This window comes from Robinsoniella sp. KNHs210, assembly GCF_000686105.1.
Classification (GTDB): Bacteria; Bacillota; Clostridia; order Lachnospirales; family Lachnospiraceae; genus Robinsoniella; species Robinsoniella peoriensis.
The window spans coordinates 5,450,873-5,472,038 of the sequence record NZ_JMLZ01000002.1; the positions used below are offsets into that span (position 1 = coordinate 5,450,873).

The following is a 21,166-nucleotide window of genomic DNA, read 5'->3' on the forward strand; positions in this document are numbered from 1 at the left end:
ATAAATATCGCTTGCACCAAAGATAGATGCAAGCATTTTACTCTATTTTAGTTTTGACAGCTAGCTTTGGCAGCTTCGCTCCATGGAGCAAGTTGCTCTAACTGCTCATCTGACATGGTTTCAGTTGGCCGCCCGGCCAATAGATAAGTCAGATATTTATAGATGTTCAGATCATTCGCTTTCGCCATCTCAACCATGGTATATACCATAGAACTGGCGGCTGCACCTTTGGGACTGGTACTGAACAGCCAGTTCCGGCGCCCCACTGTGAATGGGCGGATGGCATTTTCGCTGAGATTATTAGAAAGACTGCAGTGTCCATCTTCAAGATAGGTAATAAGCGTATCTTTCCGGTTTTGGGCATAGTTCACCGCTCTATCAAGGCGGGTACCCTTGTTTGGTTTCTGCTGATCCAGCCATTTCCAGAATGCTTCCAGTACTGGCTTTTCTTTTGCGAGCCGGAATTCTTTTCGCTGCTCAGCTGAATGGTTTTTGGCTTTTGAATACCGTTCGCATTCAAAAAGTTTCGAGCAGAATTGGACGCCCTGTACTGCAGGATTGCTGTAATCATATTCCTTGCCTTTTGGTACAGCATCTATAAAGTAGCGTCTCGTATGAGACCAACAGGAGCATCGCTTGATACCGGGAAGATTATTATATCCCTGATATCCATCCGTTTCCAGATACCCGGCAAAACCATTCAGGAATCTCTCAGCATTATACTTGGCTCTTGTTTCTGTATAATGATAGAGCACAATCGGCGGCAGTTCATCTTCCCCACTGCGGAACAGCCACATCCAGGAGTCTGTTTCTGGATTCCGTTCCGGCTCTCTTAATACCTGCACCCGAGTTTCATCTGCCATAAGATACTGTCTCTTAAGCAACTGGCGATGAAAGTAATCATATACAGGGCTAAAATAGTGCTCCGCACAGTAAATGACCCAGTTCGCAAGTGTTGTACGATTTAAGGCAACCCCAAGCTGCGCCCAGTCCTGCTCCTGCCTTTTCAGCGGCATACCATTCTGGTATTTCTGGTTCATTACCCAGGCAACTACAGATTCCGATGCATAGCTTCCAGGAATCAATGCATCTGCGACAGGCGCTTTCACAAAGACCTGTTCATCCGGATTTTCCTCTGATATAACACACTCTGGACATTTGTAGGTCTCCCGGTAAATATTTACAACTTTACCCTTTGCAGGTGAAAAACGAAATTCGTGACGAACGAATTCTTTGCCGATATATTCCATCTGTGCACCGCAGGAAGGACAGTTTTTCTCTTCCTCTGGCAGAGGGATAATCTCATCACAGGATGGGATATTTTTAAAGAGCTCTGCATGCGTGCGTTTTGCTTTACGTTTATGCGTTGGAACAGTGATATCATCTGGCAGTTCGGGATTCCAGTTATTGTCAGCTTCCTGCTCAGCTTCATCAAAAAGATTCAGCTGACCCTCCACATCCTTGCGTTTTTCACTGGAAGTGCCAAAGAGTTTCTTCGTTAGATATTCAATCTGCTGACGAAGATTTTCTTTCTCAAGACGGTCTGCCTCTAAGGTCTTTTGCAAAGACTTGATGAGTTCTGTCTGTGCAGCAAGAGTTGTATTCAATTGACTGATGGTATCCTTATATGCAAGGATTTTTGAATCTTTTGAATTGCCAGCCATAGGTTTTCTGCTCCTTTTTCTATGCTTTTATTTTACCATAAAAAGCATAGAAAAAGAAGCGGAAAATCCAGTATTTACAAGGGTTTGAAGCCTATCCCGAGTAGTGGAAAATGATCCACTTCCCGACAAAAAAATGTGGATATTTTCCACCGTTAGTCAGTAGGTTTGAATGCTTTGGGCTGTTCGATTTCAAGACCAGACATGAGCCAGTCGAATTGCTGCCAGGTAAGCTGTCTTACTTCAAGCTGATTTCTTGGCCAGCGGAACCTGCCCTGTACTTCCATTCTTTTGTAAAGAAGTACAAAACCGTCAGTTTCCCACAGTAATGCTTTGATTCTATCACAGCGTTTGCCACAGAAAAGATAAAGTGCACTCCGTCTGGGATCCATATGCAGCTGTTGTTCCACGATTGCACACAGACCATCGATGGATTTTCTCATGTCCGTACGGCCGGTAACAATAAAGATTTCATCGGCAGCTGTGATATCCCCTAGCATTCAAACTCCTTCAGTACGTTGAATACCTGTGCGAGAAGAAGCGGATCGGCTCCATTGGGGATGGATAAAGTGCATCTGCCTATCGAAAGATTCATGGATGGTATATCTGGAACTGATACGCGGGTGCATGAAGTATCAAGCATAAGATCATTCTGGCTACATGAAGCTTGATTTTTAAAATCGACTTTTACTACTTCCTGTTTTTCAGGAGCGTTACAGCTGCGTCCGGTAGCTGGTGGAAGATCAGAGCAGCCTTTTTGGCGAAGTCTTTTCACCCAGTTGTAAAATGTCCCTGGTTTAATATCATGTTCCACACACCATTGGTGATCAGTGAGACCACTGCTGCGGCATTCCATAATTAAGCGATATTGTTCGTGTGCTGGTATTCTGGTACTTCTCATGAGCAATCCTCCATAAATGTAAGTAGAGTAAAATGCTCGCATCTATCATTTCTATCAATAGAAAAATGAAGTAAAATGCTTGCATTCTCTAACTATAATTATGGACTGGGTTTTAGGACAAAACAATCCGTGGAATTATTTTGCGCTTACAAAGTAAATGGGTTGGAGGATAAATGTTAATCTTATCCTCCAACCCATTATTCTTACCCAAGGTCTTAATAATTTTTACTATAGAATGCCTATGATTTCTACTTATCATTATTTAGAAACACTCTTCACCTCAGAATAAACCCCGTAAACTTTCTTTCCCTTCACAACCCGGTAAGCCCTCACTTTATAATAATATGTTCCATTTTCTCTCAGCCTATTATAATAAGTAGTACTGTTTTTGCCGCTAGTAGTTCGAACCCGTTTATATTCACCATTTTTAGCATTACTGCGGTAGACCTGGTAGCCACTTGCACCGGAGACTGATTTCCAGGAAACATTGACTTTAGAACTGCCTGATAAGGAAAGTTCATTTAATCTTGGAGCTTGTGGAGCTGGTATAGCAGATTTAATATATGATCGGTTACTGTAAACGTACTTACCGCCGGATTTCTTATAAGAGCGGAGCTGATAGTAATAAGTACGCCCTGTTGTCAGCCCCTTGTCTACAAAAGATGTAGTACTGCCATTTTTAATGGTAGCAATTTTACTATAGGTTCCATTTTTACTTGTACTGCGGTATATCGCATATCCTTTTGCCCCATATACTTTATACCAGCTCAAATTAACGCTTCTATAACCTCGGACTGTTACTTTTTCAAAACTGGGTCTGGTAACTTTGATGGTAATATCTTTAGTCAGGCCGTTTGTTGTAGTAGCTGTTATTGTAGCGCTTCCATAGCCTACGGCAGCAGCAGTCGCTTTTTTACCACTGGAAGAAGTAATTTTGACTACTTTTGAATTGGATGACTTCCAGGTGATAGAAGATACTGTGCTTTTCTTCGGGGAAAATGCAACATTTAGGCTGATATTTCTGCCCACATAAGTAGAGGTTTTACTTGCTTTTATTGATAATTTTCTGGGAGAAAAGGTTTTTAAATCAGAAGTAAAAGCTTTGATACGTACCGTATCGCCTTTGGAACCAGTCATACTGTGTGCATCCTGCCAGGTTTTGTCGGAAGTCTTTTTAATAAAGCTTTGATATTTAGCGGAAGTGGAAATGAATTTTATCCAGGAACCATTGGTATATGTCCGATCCATAAATATATACAGCGGTGAATCTTTGGGAGGTGTTAATTTAATTACTATAGCAAAGGTTTCTCCCTTGGCCAAAGTAACGGGTTGTTTCAGTTTAATTGTTTGATAACCCGCGTACTGGCTTATACCTTTTTGTGGTTTTACTAACATTTTTGTGCCGCTTGTAGGATTGGTTAAATCCTTGAGGTTTTTATATATCTGGATAGAATAATTTACTCCAGGTGTATAATGGGCAAAGGATACGGCTTCTAAGAGCTCATCAGCGCCCGTAGCATTTCCTTTGGCAGTATAAACATTGGCAATGGACGTACTTCCCTGATACATGTTATAGGAATTACCGCTGGATCCATCGTACTGATAATTGTGATCATAGTTATCAGCTGATTCAAAATCAAATGCAACACCCGTTGCATCACCATCTCCGCTGCTTATAAAAGCATCTTCATAAGAGATCCAGAAATAACCATCTTTTCCCCAATTGCTTCCCCAGCTGTTTTTTGCAAGCCATGCACCATTGCGGGACGGCTGCTTTCCTGAGAGAAAATTCGTTCTTTTATAATTATCATCCCAGCCAACAATTTCTACTGTATGATTTTGGCTTTTTATAGTTCCATTTGCTAAATAGCAATACGAAGCAGTATTTGGGTTATAATAGTTATAATAGTTGCTAGAGTCAATGTACAAATTTGCCGCAATTGCTCCCTGTGATAAAATCAGTGATTTCATATCATTCATGGAAGCGGATGGGATGATATATGCATTTTGTAAATGTGCGGTATCAGAATAAGCAAATTTGGAATCTAGGCCTCCGGGAAACTTAACTGGATCGTTACTGTAAGGTGCAACTGATTCATCGGCGGCACCTACCCATTTTGCCAGTGTAAATATGGTAAATAGATTGTTTCCTCCTGTTTCCAAATAGTTTTTGGTGGTAATCGGAAGGTTCATGTCCTTTAATGTAAGCTGAAGAGGATCAATAGGAGTATTATAGAAAAAATAAGCCAAATGTCGTTCCGAAAGATCCAGGGATGATGTAGCAAGCCTTTTTTTTAGTAAGGATGTTTCACCGCAGGCGAGGGAAGAAAATGCCCAACAGGTATCCCATGGCCGTTGGTCTCGTACACCCGTTACAAATCCCAGATCCCGGCTGCTGTAATAAGAAGGAAAGGATGCCCTGGCGCGGGGAGCAGTGCCTCCATTTGCATTTAAGACAGGCATTCCAAAAGAAGGAAGCGTTATCAGTTGGGGAGCCATGGAATGCTGCTGATCCAACTCCTCCTGGGTCATAGGTCTTCCCAGCACGTAATCCAGATCTGGAATTTCCTCTGTTTCAGGTTCCGTGTTACCAGCACGATTGATTTCTTTCTTTAAAGATCCGGTTTCCTTCGTTTGGGGTTCTGTTACCATATCCGATTCCCCCTCAGTAATTATCTGAGGTTCGGTCTGAATGGAAGAGTCTGGTGAAGCCGACAGATCCGTTTCTGGAGCCTCAGTAAGTATGGACGGTGACTCAGTTGTAATTTCTATCGGTATATCGGTTTCAGAGGTATTAAATACATTTGATTTTTTTGTTGTGTCGGTTGTTGTTGATGTTTCAGGTTCGATTTCAGCTGTCTGCACAGCAGAAGCTTTTTGATTTTGAATATTAGAACCATCTGGAGAGCCGGCAGCCAATAAAACGTCTGCCGGGGCAATGGTGGTAAGTGAAATACTCAAAATAAGAGATAAAGCTAATCTTGATTTTTTCATTTAAACACTCCTAAGTCAAATACCCCGCCTCAGGCAACGGGGCATTAATTTGTTCCACTGCTGCGGGATTCTAATCCACACCGTAATTACTAAATAAGCCCGTAAGGGCGTCCATTTGGCTCGTTACTTACGGTAATAAAGGGTTTGAATACACGCCGTCAGCAATAAGTTTCTTGAAAGATTCTACTACGGTAGCCTTGTCTTCTTTATATGTAACTCCAAACCATTTATCATTTGTCTCTAATAATGTGACCTGAGCTTTGCCGGCTTTAATCAGTTTATCAACAATGATGGGTAGCAGATATTCTTTCTTTAGATCCCCTTCTTTGATTTCAGAAAGGAATTTTACAAACCCGGTTTCCAGCTCATCCAGTAAATCAGGTGTAAAGCCCCACATATTCATAGAGACATAACTTTTTGCATCTATAGGTTTCATGCTGCCATCTGCTAAAAGAACAGCAGCGCCATCTTTTGTTTTGACAATATCAGAGGTTTCGTCTACATCAACAAGATGGTAATTTTCATCAATATTACAAACCCCCCTGGTTACTCCACCATTATCGCTCAAGGTATTTCCTAGGATAAAACCTCCCATGCAGAAATTAAATTTACCTTCCACAGGAGACCAGTTTACAAGATAGTCATGAATTTTTACAAATGCTTCTTTACCATAATAGTCGTCTGCATTGATTACGATAAATGGTTCATTCAGCAGGCCTTTGCAGCAGAGGATTGCCTGTCCGGTACCCCAGGGTTTCGTCCGGTCTTCAGGTTTGTGAAATCCTTCCGGAAGGTCGTCTAATTCCTGAAATGCATAGGACACGTCTGCAATTTTTTCGATACGCTTTCCAATGATTTCCTTAAAGTCTTTCTCCAGATCTTTGCGGATAATAAATACGATTTTATTAAATCCGGCTTCCAGTGCATCGTGTATGGAGTAATCCATGATGATCTCTCCGGCTGGTCCAACAGGTTCCAGTTGTTTGATTCCACCTCCAAATCGGCTGCCGATACCGGCAGCCATGATTACCAGTGTTGTGTCTTTCATAATTCTTCTCCTTGATATTGTTTTTTTCATAATAAAAATAGTATATCATAGATCAGGTTAAATGAACATGATAAATGGTAACTTAAGAAAAATTAATGCAAAATTCTTTGACGATGAGAATTTTTTGGTGTAATATTAATCCAAATGCTATTTATATAATGAAAGGAAATAAAAGATATGTCGTTGTTATCCATAGTTATTCCGGCGTACAATGAGGAGCGTATGGTTCCAAAGGCGGCGGAGGCAATAGGTAAAGTATTAGAGCAAGAAAATATATGTTATGAAATTATCTTTGTAAATGATGGTTCAAAAGATGATACATGGACTCAGATTGAAAAAGTCTGCCAGATAAAGAAAAATATAATCGGGGTACATTTTTCCAGAAATTTTGGAAAGGAATCAGCTGTTTTCGCAGGATTAGCCAATGCAAATGGTGATTGCTGCGTCGTAATGGATTGTGATTTACAACATCCGCCAGAGACGCTGATTGACATGTATCGGTTATGGGAAGAAGGGTATGAGATCGTTGAAGGTATTAAGAAAAGCAGGGGAAAAGAAAGTGTTATCCATAAGGCAAGTGCGGGGATGTTCTATAAAATTATGTCCAAAGCTGTAAAAATAGATATGTCCAGAGCATCTGATTACAAGCTGATGGATCGTAAAGCTGTTAATGCGTTGCTGAATATGCCGGAGAAAAATGCTTTTTTTAGAGCATTATCATCCTGGGTAGGATTTAAGGGAACTACTGTTGAATTTGATGTGCAGGAACGAACAGATGGAGAATCCAAGTGGTCAACCTGGTCACTTGTTAAGTATGCTATTACAAATATTGTTTCTTTTTCTACAGCACCAATGCAATTTGTTACTGTAGCTGGTGTATTTGTGTTTGTTATGGGGATTGTTCTGGGGATACAATCTTTGTGTAAATATTTTTCTGGACATGCAGTAGAAGGATTTACAACAGTAATACTTTTAATATTGCTAATTGGGAGTATTATTATGATGAGTTTGGGAATTATCGGATATTATATATCTAAAATTTATGAGGAAGTAAAGGGCCGTCCACGGTATTTGATATCTAAAAAAGTGGGTGGAAATGAAAATACAACAGAAAAGTAGAGGTTTTAGTACAATTAATAAAGGGGATAAGATGATTATAAGGAACAAAAACCTGATGATATTGGGAATGATGCTGAGTATAGCATTTGTAGTTTTTTTGTTGTTTCCAATGAAACACGTTTTTGCAGAAACTTTAAAAAGTCCGAGTGTTTTTAAAGATGTAAAATGGGCATATGATCATGAAGCATCTGTAATTGATGAAAATGGTTGGACACAGGCGATGTGTGCTACAGATAAATACCTGGTTTGTTTAGAAAATGGGGTTCAGGGAGAACCGGATACGCTGATTGCATTTTATAAAACAGATAAAGATGAAGATGGGTATACCGTACCGCAGTTCAGCTATGCGAGACACGTTCGTGAAACGGACTATGAACATGGAAATGGAATGACTTTTAACCCTAATACAAATGAATTGATAATAGCGACTGGCGGACCTAGTAATCCGGATAACAGGGGCAGCTTGATGATAGCAGATGCAGATACTCTGGAATATAAAAGAACCATTAAGGTAACTGATATGGATGTTTTCTTTTCCGGTGTAGATTACAATAGTCAAACAAATCAATATGTACTGCAAATGGGCAGGTCTGGAGGTTATTCATTTGCGGTTACGGATGCTGATTTTAATATCTTATATATCATAGATGGTGTTAAGAGAGTAAAAGGAACTACGTTTCAGGACTTTTGTGTTTATGGAGATTATATTATAAGTATATCATATGGCTTAAGTTCGGGAGTAGATAATTACATACAGATTTACTCCATTTCTGAAAAGAAAAGAGTAGGTCGTTATTATCTGAATTTTGCCGATTATGAAGAAAAAAGGGAAGCAGAAGGAATATGCCAGATTGAACCGGGAAAGTTTATCATCAGTACTGGTGTTACATCGCCCCGTCGTATAAGGTTTTATTCTGTTACCGTACCGATTGTTTACAATATCCAGACTGAGGTGGTAAATGGTACCGTTAATGGAAGCAATATAGAAGTTGATCCACAAGGAGAATGTAAGATTACATATAACCCCGATAAGCATTATGAACTGGAGAGTATCACTATAGATGGTGAAGAAATTGATGTAACAAAGTATCCATCGGAATACACGTTTTCTAATGTAGATAAAGACCATAAAATTTCAATAAAATATAAGAAGATTCCAAAATATAAAATAGTGACTTCTGCTGAAAATGGAACAGTTAGTAAGTCTAAATCAGTATATCGAGGCAACAATTTTAAAATTACTTTTAAACCAGATCTGCATTATGAATTAGACGCTGTTTTGCTGGATGGAAATCCAGTCACAGTTGAAGGGGATGAAACGGAATATATCTTGAATAACGTACAAGGAGAACATGCTGTCGATGTTATATTCAAGGAGGTTCCTACCTATGAAATTACAACAAAGATCCATGGCGGAAAAATCAGTGAAGGTACTAAGAAAATTTACCGGGGAGAAAAATATAAGATATCGTACGAAGCTGATAAAGATAGCGCCTTTTTGCTGGGAATTTTAGTTGATGGTAAATTTATCAGCAAAGATCAAAATAAGACCAGTTACGAATTTCAGAATATACAGGGCAATCATTCCATCCATGTCATCTATGTTGCTGATTTTATACCACTATGCATAATTGTGGTGATTGTCATCGTTATATTACTGACGGGTTATATAATATTGACAATTAAAAGAAGAAAGCGTAGAATTTTTAGGGGCAGGAAACGAAAAAAAATTAAAAAAGATTAAGAAAATCATAAAGAAATATTGCAAAAATGTTAAAAATGTGTTATCTTAGCAATAATTGTTTTAGTGTTATGTTTAAGAAGGTGGATTGATGAGTAAGAAACAGGGAATCAGAGCAATTTTATTTGTACTTTGTACCATAATGCTGTTTTTATGGTTGAGTTATATTTTTGTCAGCCCTGAGGGAAGTGGAATGTCGTCCCGATTCCATGATTTCTATAAAAAGGAAAAAGAAAATACGTGGGACGCTGCATTCCTGGGAAGCAGCGTTGTAAGCAGGGCTTGGGCGCCTCCGGTAGTATGGCATGAACATGGTTTAGCTATATACTCTATGGCTACTGACAGTCAGCTGTTTCTCATGACAACAGATCTAATGGAAGAGGTTTTAAAAAAGCAAAATGTACCTATGTTTATCATTGATTTGAGAGGTTTGAGAGAAAGTAAAACGGGAGTTTCAGAAGTGAAGGTTAGGAGATTAACAGATAATATGGTATATTCCAGGACCCGCACTGCAGCATTGAATAAAGTATTTCGATATATAGAAGATAAGGATATTGCAAAAGACAAAGACCAGATGCTTGATAATAAATTATCTTATTATATACCATTTATAAAATATCATATGAACTGGAATGGACTGCAGGAAACAAACTTTGTGAAACCAACATCTGAGATGAAAGGTGTATATGAGGGATCAGCGTTTAAGACGGTTGTGCAGGCAAAACCTGAAACTACAACGAAGGCAGGCGGTTTATCTGATGATCAGATTAAACTTCTGGAAGATGTGATACGTTTTGGGAAAGAACACAATGTTGAACTATTGTTTACTATGCTGCCAGGTGAAATGAGTAAGAAGGAACAAAAAGAGATAAATCAGGCTTTTCAAATTATTAATGAAAATGGTTATCGTGGAATTAATTTTAATCAAGAAGCAATGTATCAGGAGGTAGGAGTTGATTTTTCTACAGATTTTTACGACCCGGCTCATGTAAATGCAAAAGGAGCCAGAAAAATATCAGAGTATTTAGGAAATTATATAGATCAAAATTATGATTTTGCAGATAAGCGGGGAAGAGAAGAATATGCCAGTTGGGATCAGGCATGGGAAGTGTATAATAACTTTTATAATATTGGCTGGTCAGAGCAGTAGAAATATCAAATAAAGTAGCTAAAATTTAGGTGTGAAGAGGGATAAATATGCAGAGAAATATTTTGGAGTATCTGGAAAAGTCTATAGTGAACTATCCGGATAAAATAGCTTTTTCAGATGACAAAGAAAGTATAACCTATCAAGAATTTGGTTATAGGGCTAAAAGGGCTGGCTGCGGTCTTACTGCTTTAATGAAAAATAAGAGACATAAGCCGGTTGTTGTGATGATTGACAGGAATATAGACAGCATCGTTTCTTTTATGGCAGTTGTTTACAGTGGTAATTTTTATGTTCCGGTTGACAGTCAGATGCCTGCAAAACGAATCGAATTAATTATCAATACATTAGATCCGGAAGTGATAATCTCACCACAAAAGCTTAATAAGGTTTTAACTAAATGTGGATTTGAAAAAAGCATCACGGCACTGCAAACGTTAGAGGAATTCGAAATTGATAAACAAAAATTGGATGATATCTACTCAGGATATCTGGATTCTGATCCATTGTATGCAATTTTTACATCCGGCTCAACCGGAGTGCCTAAAGGTGTTCTTGTAGGGCATCATTCTGTAATAGATCTTACGGATAACTTTGCGAAAGAATTTGAGTTTTCCCATAAAAATGTATTTGGTAATCAGGCACCGTTTGACTTTGATGTTTCGGTTAAGGATATTTATTCGACAATTAAAAATGGTGCAACAATGCATATTATACCTAAAGTAATGTTTTCGTTTCCCGGGAAACTAATAGCGTATTTAAATGAGAAGAAAATAAACACAGTGATTTGGGCAGCATCAGCATTAAGAATTGTAGAAAATTTAAAAGCTTTAGAGAAAGAGTTACCGCAATACTTACATACTATTATGTTTTCGGGAGAAGTTATGCCAAACAAAGTATTAAATTATTGGCGTAATTATTTACCGGATGTACAATATGTTAACTTATACGGTCCTACTGAAATCACATGTAATTGTACATACTATAAAGTATCCAGATCTTTTTTGGATGAGGAGCAATTGCCAATAGGTGTTACTTTTGAAAATACTGATATTTTACTTTTAGATGAAAATAATAAGAGCGTAAATGCAGGGGCCACCGGAGAGATATGCGTCAGGGGAAGTTCATTGGCATTAGGCTATTATAATAATCCTGAAAAAACGAAAGAGGTTTTTTGTCAAAATCCTTTGAATAATATGTATCCCGAGCTGATTTATAGAACAGGGGATCTGGGATATTATGCAGAAGATGGAAATCTGATGTTTGTATCACGCAAAGATTATCAGATCAAACATATGGGACACCGTATTGAGCTTGGTGAAATTGAAGTTATAGCAAATGCACTGCCAATCATAGGGGCAGCATGTTGCATCTATGATGACCAAAAAGAAAAAATCGTGATGTTCTATCAAGCGAAAGAACAATGTGACAAGGAAATTCTAAAAAGTATGGGTAAAAGTCTTCCTAAATATATGTTTCCGAATAAATTAGTATATTTAGAAGTTCTCCCATTGAATAAGAATGGTAAGATAGACAGGACGTTTTTGAAAGGAAGGTTTCTTACAAATGGTGAAAGTTGAGAGTTTTTGTCAATATAGTCATTTGATAAAAGAATTTCAAAGGCGGTACGGAAAATCTGATACTAATTGTTTTTTTTTGGCTAAAGAAATTGATGAATATATTGGGAAAGAAAAATTAAGTTATGCTGAAAGTGTTGGTGGACTATATTTTTTTGTGAAGGAAGAGGAGTATATCAGATTATACTTTTTTTTAGAAAAAAGCGCTTTGCCTGAAAATATTATACATGAAAAGATATGTATCCTAGACTTCGTGTATAGAAACGAGAGAAAACCAGCTAATTTGCAAGAATTACTAAATAAATGGAGAACTGTTGGATACATGGATTATCATTTATATCAGAGGATGGCATTAAGAAAGGCAGATTTAAATGAAAATTATAGGGGAATTAATTTGTCTGAGGAGAAATTTACTTTTCAAATGGGAGATTTAAATCTGGCTAACGATATATTAGAGTTATGGAAAACGGGTTTAGATGAACGAAGTACACCGTTACCGGACAAAATGGAGCTAATCGCTAAGATAACGCGTGGTGAAGTTTTTTGCATTACATCTGATACAGGTGAGTTATGTGCTGCGATACAGTTTTTATTTAATGGGGCAACGTGCCTCCTTCAACATTTAGCAGTATCTGAGACATTTAAAAGAAAAGGTTTAGGGAAATCATTATTTACGTACGCTATCGATACAGCGTTTGAGAAAGGCGCAAAAGTATGTAATCTTTGGGTGGATGTTGAGAATACTCCAGCAATTAATCTTTATAGAAAATGCGGCTATAAAGAAGATGGTATGGTTTCAAAACAATTTATATATAAGATGAATGAAGAAAAGGAGATTTATAATGAAAGATGAATTAATGGAGATTTTAGAAGAATTAAGACCGGATGTGGAATTTGAAACAGAAACGAAATTAATTGATGATGGCATATTGGATTCATTTGATATTGTTTCTTTAGTTGGAGAATTAAATGATGCATTTGATATAGAAATTAATGTTGAACATTTGCAGCCTGAAAACTTCAATTCAGTGGAAGCGATGCTTCAGCTCGTAAAAAAACTACAGGAAGAGGAATAAATCATGGCTTTTGTATCTGGCTCATTTTTAATTTTTATCTTATTAGTGTGCATAGTATACTTCTTGGTTCCTAAAAAAATGCAATGGCTTGTCTTATTAGTGGCAAGCTACATTTTTTATGCTTTTTCGGGAATTAAACTGATAATATTTTTGCTTTTAACTACATTAGTTACATATTATACAGGTCGATGGCTGGGCAGGGTAAATGAGCAGACGTCTGTTTTTTTGGATGCTGAGAAAAAGAATCTTACCAGAGAAGAAAAAAAAGCCTATAAAAATAGGCAGGTATCTAGAAAAAGAAAAATATTATTGTATGCTATTTTGATTAATTTTGGAATATTGATTTTCTTGAAGTACTTTAACTTTATGGCGGATAATATAAATGCTGTAATAGGTATATTTACTACAAAGGCACAAATTCCTCTTTTAAATTTATTACTGCCATTAGGTATATCTTTTTACACTTTACAATCGGTAGGATATGTAGTTGACGTATATCGTGGCAAATACGAGCCTGATTCTAATATAGCTAAATTTGCTTTATTTATGTCTTTTTTCCCCCAGATTGTTCAAGGACCAATTGCGCGATACGATCAATTAGCTCATCAGCTATATGAACAGCATCATTTTGATTATAACCGTGTTACACAAGGAATTCAGCTAATCTTGTGGGGGTTTATTAAGAAATTGGTTATTGCTGATAGACTTGCAATTATTGTAGATCAGATTTTTAACAATTATCAGTCTTATGAGGGGATTATGCTTTTTATCGCAGGAGCAGGATATGGTTTTCAAGTATATGCAGATTTTTCGGGAGGAATGGATATAGCAAGAGGTGTATCCCAGATTTTAGGAATTGATCTGGTTCTTAATTTTGAGCGTCCATATTTTGCTCGATCTATTTCTGAGTTCTGGCGTAGGTGGCATATTACTTTAGGATCGTGGATGAAAGATTATATTTTCTATCCTTTATCTTTATCAAAACAATTTTCTAAATTGGGAAAAAAGACTAGAAAGATTCTTGGTAATTATATTGGTAAGAAACTTCCGACATTTTTATCAATGTTTATTGTATTTTTACTGGTTGGTGTTTGGCATGGCTCCAGCTGGAAATACATTGGTTATGGTTTGTGGAATGGAATTATTATCGTATCCAGTATTCTACTCGAGCCAATATATATAAAAGTGGCTCAAAAGTTTAAGGTAAATACAGAATCATTTAGTTGGATGTTTTTTCAGATGGTTCGAACATTTATATTGTGCAGTTTAGGGCGCTTCTTTTCCAGAGGGCTTTCATTTTTAGTAGCTATAGATATGATGAAAAGAACATTTTCGAAATTTAATCCATGGGTGTTGTTTGATGGTTCGCTGTTGAATTTGGGATTGGATATCTATAATATTCTTGTAATAATTTTTATGGTTGTTGTAATGCTGGTTGTTGGAATCTTACAGGAACGAGGTGTACGCATCAGAGAAACGTTGGCAAAACAGAATCTCTATTTTAGATGGTTGATTTATCTAGGTGCAATTGTGCTATTATTAGTTGTGGGAATTTACGGACCTGGATATTCCGCTACAGAATTTATTTATCAACAGTTCTAGAAGGAGAAAACTTAGGCTATGAGAAAAAAACAAATTTTTAAAGTAGCAGGGTTTCTTATCATATTAAGCTTTGTGCTCTGGAAAATAAACAGTGTAGTGGTACAGCCAGCTACTGTTGGCACGAATTCCAGATATAGAGCTTTTTATGAGGAAGAGCCCGAGAATACATGGGATGGGGTTTTGTTAGGGAGTAGTGTTGTAGATAGGGGGTGGGCAGCTCCTCTTGCCTGGCATGAACATGGTTTAGCGTTGTATGCAATGTCAACGGATAGCCTCCCTTTACCATTTGTTACAAATGTAATTGAAGAAATTCGTAAAAAGCAGGATGTGAAATATTTCATTATAGATCTCAGAGGTTTGAGAACATCCAAGTTGGAGTTACAGGAATTTAAGATCAGGCGCTTAACAGATAATATGAGATTTTCTAAAAATAAAATTGATGTGTTAAATAAGTCGTTTGATTATGCACAAAAATATAATAAAGATAAATCGTTTTTAGATGATAAATTATCTTTTTATATTCCTTTTATAAAATATCACTCAAGATGGAATGAGTTAGCACAGGAAGATTTTATAGTGCCCGAAACTAAAATGAAGGGTGTTTATGAAGAAGCTGCATTTGGTATACGGAAAATAAAAAGACCAGTTGTATCAGATAAAGTTGGTGAGTTAAATCAATTGCAAAAAGATATAATGACAGAGATTTTAGAATATGGTAAAAAAAATGATCTTCATTTCTTGTTTATGTTAATGCCGGCGCCCATGAGTATCAATGCCCAGGGGCAGATAAATGCAGCGTTTGAAATGGCACGTACATATGGACAGGATGTTCTGAATTTTAATGATGAAAAGTTGTATAATGAATTGGGAATGGAGTTTGATTCAGATTACTACAATTCTATGCATTTAAATTCAAAAGGAGCACGAAAAGTCACAGAATATTTGGGTAATTATATAGCCGAAAATTGTGATTTTAAAGACAAGAGAGGACTAGACGAGTATAAGAGTTGGGATGAAGCTTATGAATTGTATGAGGATTATTATGAAAATGGTTGGGCTAAAGTAAAAGCTGATGGCAAACTATAAAAGACGCTATGGCAGTTATTCCTGATATATGGGATATTGTCATAGCGTTTTAAGTAATTTTAAGAATTTTTAAGGTTGCATGTAGGGTTGGAATTTGATAGAATTGTGAAAGATAGACAATACCTATATTTTAATACTTTGTATGATTAAAAATCTAAAGAGGGAATTTAGTACTTTGTGTGGGAAAGGAAAAATATGAAACAAACATGTACGAACGAAAAAAGAATGAATTTTTGTGTAAAACACCAAAGCATGGGAAAATATTATGGAATATATACAACAGCTTTTATTGTATTCGCAATTATTTGCTACTGGCCATTTTTGACATTAAATAAGGCTTTAATATGGAATGGAGATGGATTGGGTCAGCATTATATTGCGCTGACATATTATGGTAAATATTTACGAGGAATTATTAAAGAATTATTTACAAATGGTAATCTGACACTTCCTTTATGGGATTTTAGCATTGGGTATGGTGGCGATATATTAACTACATTTAACTATTATGTTATAGGAGATCCGCTGAACCTATTATCTGCATTTGTTCCGGCTTCAAAAACAGAATACTTATATAGCTTTTTAGTATTACTGCGTCTATACCTGGCAGGAATTAGTTTTTCAATGTACTGTAGATATATGAAAAAAGGTTGTTTTACAACTTTGTGCGGGACATTAACGTATGTATTTTGTGCGTATGCATTATTTGCATCAGCCAGACATCCTTTTTTTATAAATCCTATGATTTATTTTCCGCTATTACTGATAGGAATAGAAAAAATCTTTAAAAGCAAAAAACCATACTTATTTATAGGAATGATTTTTATTTCTGCGGCCAGCAACTTTTATTTTTTCTATATGCTGTCTATTTTATGTTTTATATATGCATTGATCAGGTTTTTTTCTATGTATCAACAACACAGAATGCAGAAATTCTGCATTTGTTTAAGGAATTTTTGTGGTTTCTATGTGGTTGGGGTACTTTTGGCTGGTGTATTGTTTATCCCAAGTGCACTTGCATTAATTTCGGGTGATCGTATCAGTTTAAGCAATAATATTAATTTGTTTTATAAGAATTTTTACTATCAGAAACTGTCAACTAGTCTCATTACAGGTGATTTGGTTGGTAGTTGGACTATAGTTGGATGTTCGGCTGTTGTATTACCGGCAATAGTTTTATTATTTATGAAAAGGAAACAAAACAGAGATTTGAAATTAGGGTTTGTGATATTGACACTCATGCTGCTTATTCCTTTTGCAGGTCATGTAATGAATGGTTTTTCCTATTCAAGTAATCGTTGGGAATGGGGGTATGCATTTTTACTCTCGTTTATACTAGTTACTATGCTGCCTGAATTAATGAAAATAACAAAAAAACAGTTGGTAACCATATTGGGATTGACTTTTGTTTATTTGATATCTTATTATATTTTTAAAAAGAATCCGGATGGCAGGTTTCTGACAGCGTGGTATATTTTATTAGCAGCTGTGATAGTTTTTGGTACCTGTTCAATAATCAGAAAATATCTTCACAAGAGTGATACATTAAAAAAGAGTATTAGCTATGTTATAGTATTTGGAGTAATGGCGGCAGGTATTTTCATTCAGGCTGATAATAGATATGGAAAAGCAGCTGGATATATATACGATTTTGTTGACAGTGGAACTGCCTATAAAAAAATGATGAGTACTTCGGCTACCGCAATAAGTCGGGTGGGGGATACAGAATTTAGCAGATTTGAAACTTATAGTAAAGCTCAGTATGCAACGCCTCATAATACAGCAGTTTTAAACGATGTAAATGGGCTGAGTTTTTATTTTAGCCTGTCAAATAATTATATTTCTAAGTTTTTTGATGAGACAGCCAATAGAATTTATCTCAGCTTTTGTTATAAAGGGCTGGATAATCGATTGAGTTTGAGTACGCTTGCCAATGTGAAATATCAGGTTGCACAAAATAATTTAGCATATAATCCTTTTTATGGATATCAGCCATATTCTGATAAAGAGATAGATTTGCCGGTTCAGATTTATGAAAATCAATATGCATTACCATTTGGATATACATATTCCAATTATCTATCATCAGATAAATATAATAAATTGACACCGATTGAAAAGCAGGAAGCTATGCTGCAGGCTGCAGTGATCAATGAAAAAGTTGATGATATGAAGGAGATAGAACCGAATATTACATCTTCTGATTTATCTTATACTATTAAGTGTGGTAAAGGGGTAGAATTAAAGAATGGTGTATTTCATGTAACTAAAGGAGCTGGAACAGTTACGCTTATATTTAACGGAAAAAAAGATGCAGAAACCTATCTTCTGTTTGATAGTCTAGCTTATAAGGCAAAAAAAGATTCTGGATCTCAAGCACGAAAAGCACTGGTAGAAGTGACTGCTGGAGATGTTAAAAAAAATATGAAAGTTATTACACCTGAAAGCCACCTATATGAAGGGAAAAAAGATTACGCGATCAATCTAATGTACAGTAGTAAACCTTTAAATAAAATTAAAATAAAATTAATTGGAAAAGGCAAATATTCATTTAAAGATATGAAAGTAATCAGCCAGTCAATGGAAAATTACCCTGCCCAGGTAGAAGATCTGAAAGCAGACCATCTGGAAAATACAGAATTTGCCGCAAATAAAATTTCTGGTACCATTGACCTGGATTCCTCAAAGCTCCTTTGTCTGACGATACCATATTCAAAAGGCTGGACAGCTTATGTGGATGGCAAGAAAGCAGAGATATTGCGTACAAATACAATGTATAGCGGCATTGTGCTGAATAAGGGGAATCACTTAGTGGAATTAAAATACTTTACACCAGGGCTTAAGGCAGGGCTCCTATGTACGTTAATGGGAGTGGTTTTTTTAGCAGGCATTTTTATTTATAATATAAAGAGGAAGAAAGAATGACAAAGAAGCAGTTTATTAGATCTTTTATCTTTTGCATAGTTGCCATTTGTGTTTTTTTGGGGTTAGCTTCTGTGTTAAAGAAAAAAAATTCAGATAGTGCTGAACGATTTAATACATTTTATGAGGAGGAGAAGAATAGTCTGGATGCTGTCTATATAGGATCCAGTGGGACGGATCGATACTGGAATGGGCCTTTGGCTTATCATGATTATGGTATGGCGGTGTATCCTTTAACTACAAATTCACAGCCAGTTGCGGCTATTAAAGGGTGTATCAGGGAAGTTTTGAAAACACAGAATCCGAAAGTTTTTATAATTGAAATCAGAAGCGTAAGAAAAGAAGTTGATCAAATAACAGACTCAACACTGCATCAGGCCGTGGGATTTATGAAACCATCTTTTAACCGGATTAAAACTACTAAGGAAATTATGGATTTTAGAGGATATGGTTTAGGTAAAAGTATGGAGTTTTATATTCCGCTCATCAAGTTTCATTCCAGGTGGGTAAATTTAGAGAAGTATGATTTTGTTAAAAAATATAGTGATCTGAAAGGCACTTGGATTGGAAAAAAAGCGTCTTATATGCGTAAACCAATGGAATTCATTTCAGAGCCTACCCAGATTCGCACTCCTATCCAGGAAAAAGTAGAGCTTGTTTTGAGAGATCTGTTGGAATATTGTAATGAAAACAAGCTCAAGATATTATTTGTAGCATCACCTTTTAATTTGGAGCAAAAAGCACGAGAAGAGTTTAATTATACGATGGATCTGGTTTCGCAATATGGCTATCCGTATATAGACTTTAATCAGATATATGACGAAGTAGGTATTGATTTTTCTATGGATTTTTATAATAAGGAGCATGTAAATATTTACGGTAGTGAAAAGTATACAAGATACTTGGCAGAATATCTTTTAGAACATTATGATATAAAAGATAAACGCGGTGATAAGATCTATGAATCCTGGGAAACTTCTTATCAAAAGTATGAGAATCTTATCAAAAACGGAAAACAGAAATGGGATAGATAATGGCAGACTGTGTGAAAAATTGCCGAAAACAAATATTCCTTGCTGTAACCTGCAATATTTGATATAATACCCGTAGCGCAATTCAAAACAGCGCATTTTGGCGCTTTATAAACAAAATTTGGAGGAATAAAAAGTGAGAACATATCTGGTAACAGGAGGGGCAGGCTTTATAGGCTCTAATTATATTCATTATATGTTTAAGAAATATGACAGCGAAATTCGTATCATCAATGTGGACTGTCTGACCTATGCAGGAAATCTTGAGAATTTAAGAAGTGTAGAAAACCGTGATAATTATACCTTTGTAAAGGCTGATATCTGTGACAGTGATGCCATTATGAAGATTTTTGCAGAAAATGATATTGACCGTGTGGTTCATTTTGCGGCGGAGAGCCATGTAGACAGAAGTATTAAGAACCCGGAAGTATTTGTTAAAACAAATGTGTTAGGAACTCTGGTGATGTTAAATGCGGCGAAGGCAGCCTGGGAGCTCCCGGACGGAACTTTTAAGGAAGGCAAAAAATTCCTGCATGTATCTACGGATGAGGTATACGGCTCCTTGGAAAAAGAGGATGAGTTCTTCTATGAGACAACTCCTTATGATCCGCACAGCCCATATTCCGCAAGTAAAGCTTCTTCCGATATGCTTGTAAAATCTTATATGGATACTTATAAGTTCCCGGCAAATATTACGAACTGCAGTAATAACTATGGACCTTACCAGTTCCCGGAAAAACTCATTCCGCTGATTATCAACAATGCCCTGCAGGGCAAGAAACTTCCTGTGTATGGTGACGGCAAGAACGTAAGAGACTGGTTATATGTAGAAGACCATGCAAAGGGAATCGATATGGTTCAGGAACAGGGAAGACTTTTTGAAACCTATAATATAGGCGGACACAACGAAAAACAGAATATAGAGATTATTCATATTATCCTGAACACGCTGCAGGAAATGCTGCCCGAAGGGGATCCAAGAAAAGAATTAGTCAGTGAAAATCTGATTACTTACGTGGAAGACCGTAAAGGACATGACAGACGATATGCAATCGCACCGGATAAAATTAAAGCTGAAATCGGCTGGTATCCGGAGACGAAATTTGAAGATGGCATTAAGCTGACAATCAAATGGTTCTTTGAAAATGAAGATTGGATGAAAAATGTGACCAGTGGTGATTATCAGAAATATTACCAAGAAATGTACAAATAAGAAAGCATATAGCAGTGCCCGTACCAAGGCACTGCTCGTTTGCGTTAA

Annotated in this window: 16 protein-coding genes; 11 read left to right on the forward strand and 5 right to left on the reverse strand. The window is 36.6% G+C overall.

Annotated features, from left to right (window positions below):
• Positions 1 to 47: 47 nt before the first annotated feature.
• The 5 genes from tnpC to CD03_RS0130185 form a co-directional block, all read right to left on the reverse strand.
• Complete coding sequence (gene tnpC / locus CD03_RS0130165) at positions 48 to 1,664, reverse strand: IS66 family transposase (RefSeq protein ID WP_027292110.1); 1,617 nt, start codon at positions 1,662 to 1,664, stop codon at positions 48 to 50.
• Positions 1,665 to 1,816: 152 nt separating this feature from the next.
• A complete protein-coding gene (gene tnpB / locus CD03_RS0130170) occupies positions 1,817 to 2,161 on the reverse strand; it encodes an IS66 family insertion sequence element accessory protein TnpB (RefSeq protein ID WP_027292109.1) in 345 nt (114 codons plus the stop codon).
• Entirely contained in the window at positions 2,155 to 2,562 is a 408-nt protein-coding gene (tnpA, locus tag CD03_RS0130175; protein ID WP_027292108.1) for an IS66 family insertion sequence element accessory protein TnpA, read from the reverse strand. The genes tnpB and tnpA overlap by 7 nt, the downstream gene beginning before the upstream one ends.
• Positions 2,563 to 2,820: 258 nt before the next feature.
• The gene (locus tag CD03_RS0130180) at positions 2,821 to 5,556 is read right to left on the reverse strand and encodes a lectin like domain-containing protein (protein ID WP_027296801.1); all 2,736 of its coding nucleotides are present in this window, start codon (positions 5,554 to 5,556) and stop codon (positions 2,821 to 2,823) included.
• A 127-nt stretch (positions 5,557 to 5,683) separates the two neighbouring features.
• The gene (locus CD03_RS0130185; protein ID WP_027296802.1) at positions 5,684 to 6,604 is read right to left on the reverse strand and encodes a nucleotidyltransferase family protein; all 921 of its coding nucleotides are present in this window, start codon (positions 6,602 to 6,604) and stop codon (positions 5,684 to 5,686) included.
• 177 nt (positions 6,605 to 6,781) lie between these two features.
• Here CD03_RS0130185 and CD03_RS0130190 point away from each other — a divergent pair, with 177 nt between their 5' ends.
• From CD03_RS0130190 to rfbB, 11 genes are all read left to right on the forward strand, one after another.
• Positions 6,782 to 7,723 carry a glycosyltransferase family 2 protein gene (locus tag CD03_RS0130190; RefSeq protein WP_027296803.1) on the forward strand — a complete coding sequence of 314 codons (942 nt, stop codon included), beginning with the start codon at positions 6,782 to 6,784 and terminating at the stop codon, positions 7,721 to 7,723.
• A gap of 31 nt (positions 7,724 to 7,754) precedes the next feature.
• Entirely contained in the window at positions 7,755 to 9,467 is a 1,713-nt protein-coding gene (locus CD03_RS36645; protein WP_156043066.1) for a hypothetical protein, read from the forward strand.
• 88 nt (positions 9,468 to 9,555) lie between these two features.
• A complete protein-coding gene (locus CD03_RS0130200; RefSeq protein ID WP_027296804.1) occupies positions 9,556 to 10,614 on the forward strand; it encodes a hypothetical protein in 1,059 nt (352 codons plus the stop codon).
• Between the two features lie 86 nt (positions 10,615 to 10,700).
• Positions 10,701 to 12,191: an amino acid adenylation domain-containing protein gene (locus tag CD03_RS0130205; protein WP_330377448.1), complete on the forward strand. Its 1,491-nt coding sequence runs from the start codon at positions 10,701 to 10,703 to the stop codon at positions 12,189 to 12,191.
• Positions 12,178 to 13,041: a GNAT family N-acetyltransferase gene (locus CD03_RS36650; protein ID WP_027296806.1), complete on the forward strand. Its 864-nt coding sequence runs from the start codon at positions 12,178 to 12,180 to the stop codon at positions 13,039 to 13,041. Before CD03_RS0130205 ends, CD03_RS36650 begins: the two co-directional genes overlap by 14 nt.
• Entirely contained in the window at positions 13,031 to 13,264 is a 234-nt protein-coding gene (locus CD03_RS0130215) for an acyl carrier protein (RefSeq protein ID WP_027296807.1), read from the forward strand. The genes CD03_RS36650 and CD03_RS0130215 overlap by 11 nt, the downstream gene beginning before the upstream one ends.
• Before the next feature lie 3 nt (positions 13,265 to 13,267).
• Complete coding sequence (locus CD03_RS0130220) at positions 13,268 to 14,866, forward strand: MBOAT family O-acyltransferase (protein WP_027296808.1); 1,599 nt, start codon at positions 13,268 to 13,270, stop codon at positions 14,864 to 14,866.
• Between the two features lie 18 nt (positions 14,867 to 14,884).
• A complete protein-coding gene (locus CD03_RS0130225) occupies positions 14,885 to 15,952 on the forward strand; it encodes a hypothetical protein (RefSeq protein WP_027296809.1) in 1,068 nt (355 codons plus the stop codon).
• 252 nt (positions 15,953 to 16,204) lie between these two features.
• Complete coding sequence (locus tag CD03_RS0130230; protein WP_197041710.1) at positions 16,205 to 18,877, forward strand: YfhO family protein; 2,673 nt, start codon at positions 16,205 to 16,207, stop codon at positions 18,875 to 18,877.
• Complete coding sequence (locus CD03_RS0130235) at positions 18,874 to 19,908, forward strand: hypothetical protein (RefSeq protein ID WP_027296811.1); 1,035 nt, start codon at positions 18,874 to 18,876, stop codon at positions 19,906 to 19,908. Before CD03_RS0130230 ends, CD03_RS0130235 begins: the two co-directional genes overlap by 4 nt.
• Before the next feature lie 133 nt (positions 19,909 to 20,041).
• Positions 20,042 to 21,118: a dTDP-glucose 4,6-dehydratase gene (gene rfbB, locus CD03_RS0130240; RefSeq protein ID WP_027296812.1), complete on the forward strand. Its 1,077-nt coding sequence runs from the start codon at positions 20,042 to 20,044 to the stop codon at positions 21,116 to 21,118.
• Positions 21,119 to 21,166: the final 48 nt, after the last annotated feature.

Coding starts and splice junctions, on each gene's coding strand:
- tnpC (WP_027292110.1), bottom strand. CDS start 1,664: ATGGCTGGCAATTCAAAAGATTCAAAAATCCTTGCATATAAGGATACC.
- tnpB (WP_027292109.1), bottom strand. CDS start 2,161: ATGCTAGGGGATATCACAGCTGCCGATGAAATCTTTATTGTTACCGGC.
- tnpA (WP_027292108.1), bottom strand. CDS start 2,562: ATGAGAAGTACCAGAATACCAGCACACGAACAATATCGCTTAATTATG.
- CD03_RS0130180 (WP_027296801.1), bottom strand. CDS start 5,556: ATGAAAAAATCAAGATTAGCTTTATCTCTTATTTTGAGTATTTCACTT.
- CD03_RS0130185 (WP_027296802.1), bottom strand. CDS start 6,604: ATGAAAGACACAACACTGGTAATCATGGCTGCCGGTATCGGCAGCCGA.
- CD03_RS0130190 (WP_027296803.1), top strand. CDS start 6,782: ATGTCGTTGTTATCCATAGTTATTCCGGCGTACAATGAGGAGCGTATG.
- CD03_RS36645 (WP_156043066.1), top strand. CDS start 7,755: ATGATTATAAGGAACAAAAACCTGATGATATTGGGAATGATGCTGAGT.
- CD03_RS0130200 (WP_027296804.1), top strand. CDS start 9,556: ATGAGTAAGAAACAGGGAATCAGAGCAATTTTATTTGTACTTTGTACC.
- CD03_RS36650 (WP_027296806.1), top strand. CDS start 12,178: ATGGTGAAAGTTGAGAGTTTTTGTCAATATAGTCATTTGATAAAAGAA.
- CD03_RS0130215 (WP_027296807.1), top strand. CDS start 13,031: ATGAAAGATGAATTAATGGAGATTTTAGAAGAATTAAGACCGGATGTG.
- CD03_RS0130220 (WP_027296808.1), top strand. CDS start 13,268: ATGGCTTTTGTATCTGGCTCATTTTTAATTTTTATCTTATTAGTGTGC.
- CD03_RS0130225 (WP_027296809.1), top strand. CDS start 14,885: ATGAGAAAAAAACAAATTTTTAAAGTAGCAGGGTTTCTTATCATATTA.
- CD03_RS0130230 (WP_197041710.1), top strand. CDS start 16,205: ATGGGAAAATATTATGGAATATATACAACAGCTTTTATTGTATTCGCA.
- CD03_RS0130235 (WP_027296811.1), top strand. CDS start 18,874: ATGACAAAGAAGCAGTTTATTAGATCTTTTATCTTTTGCATAGTTGCC.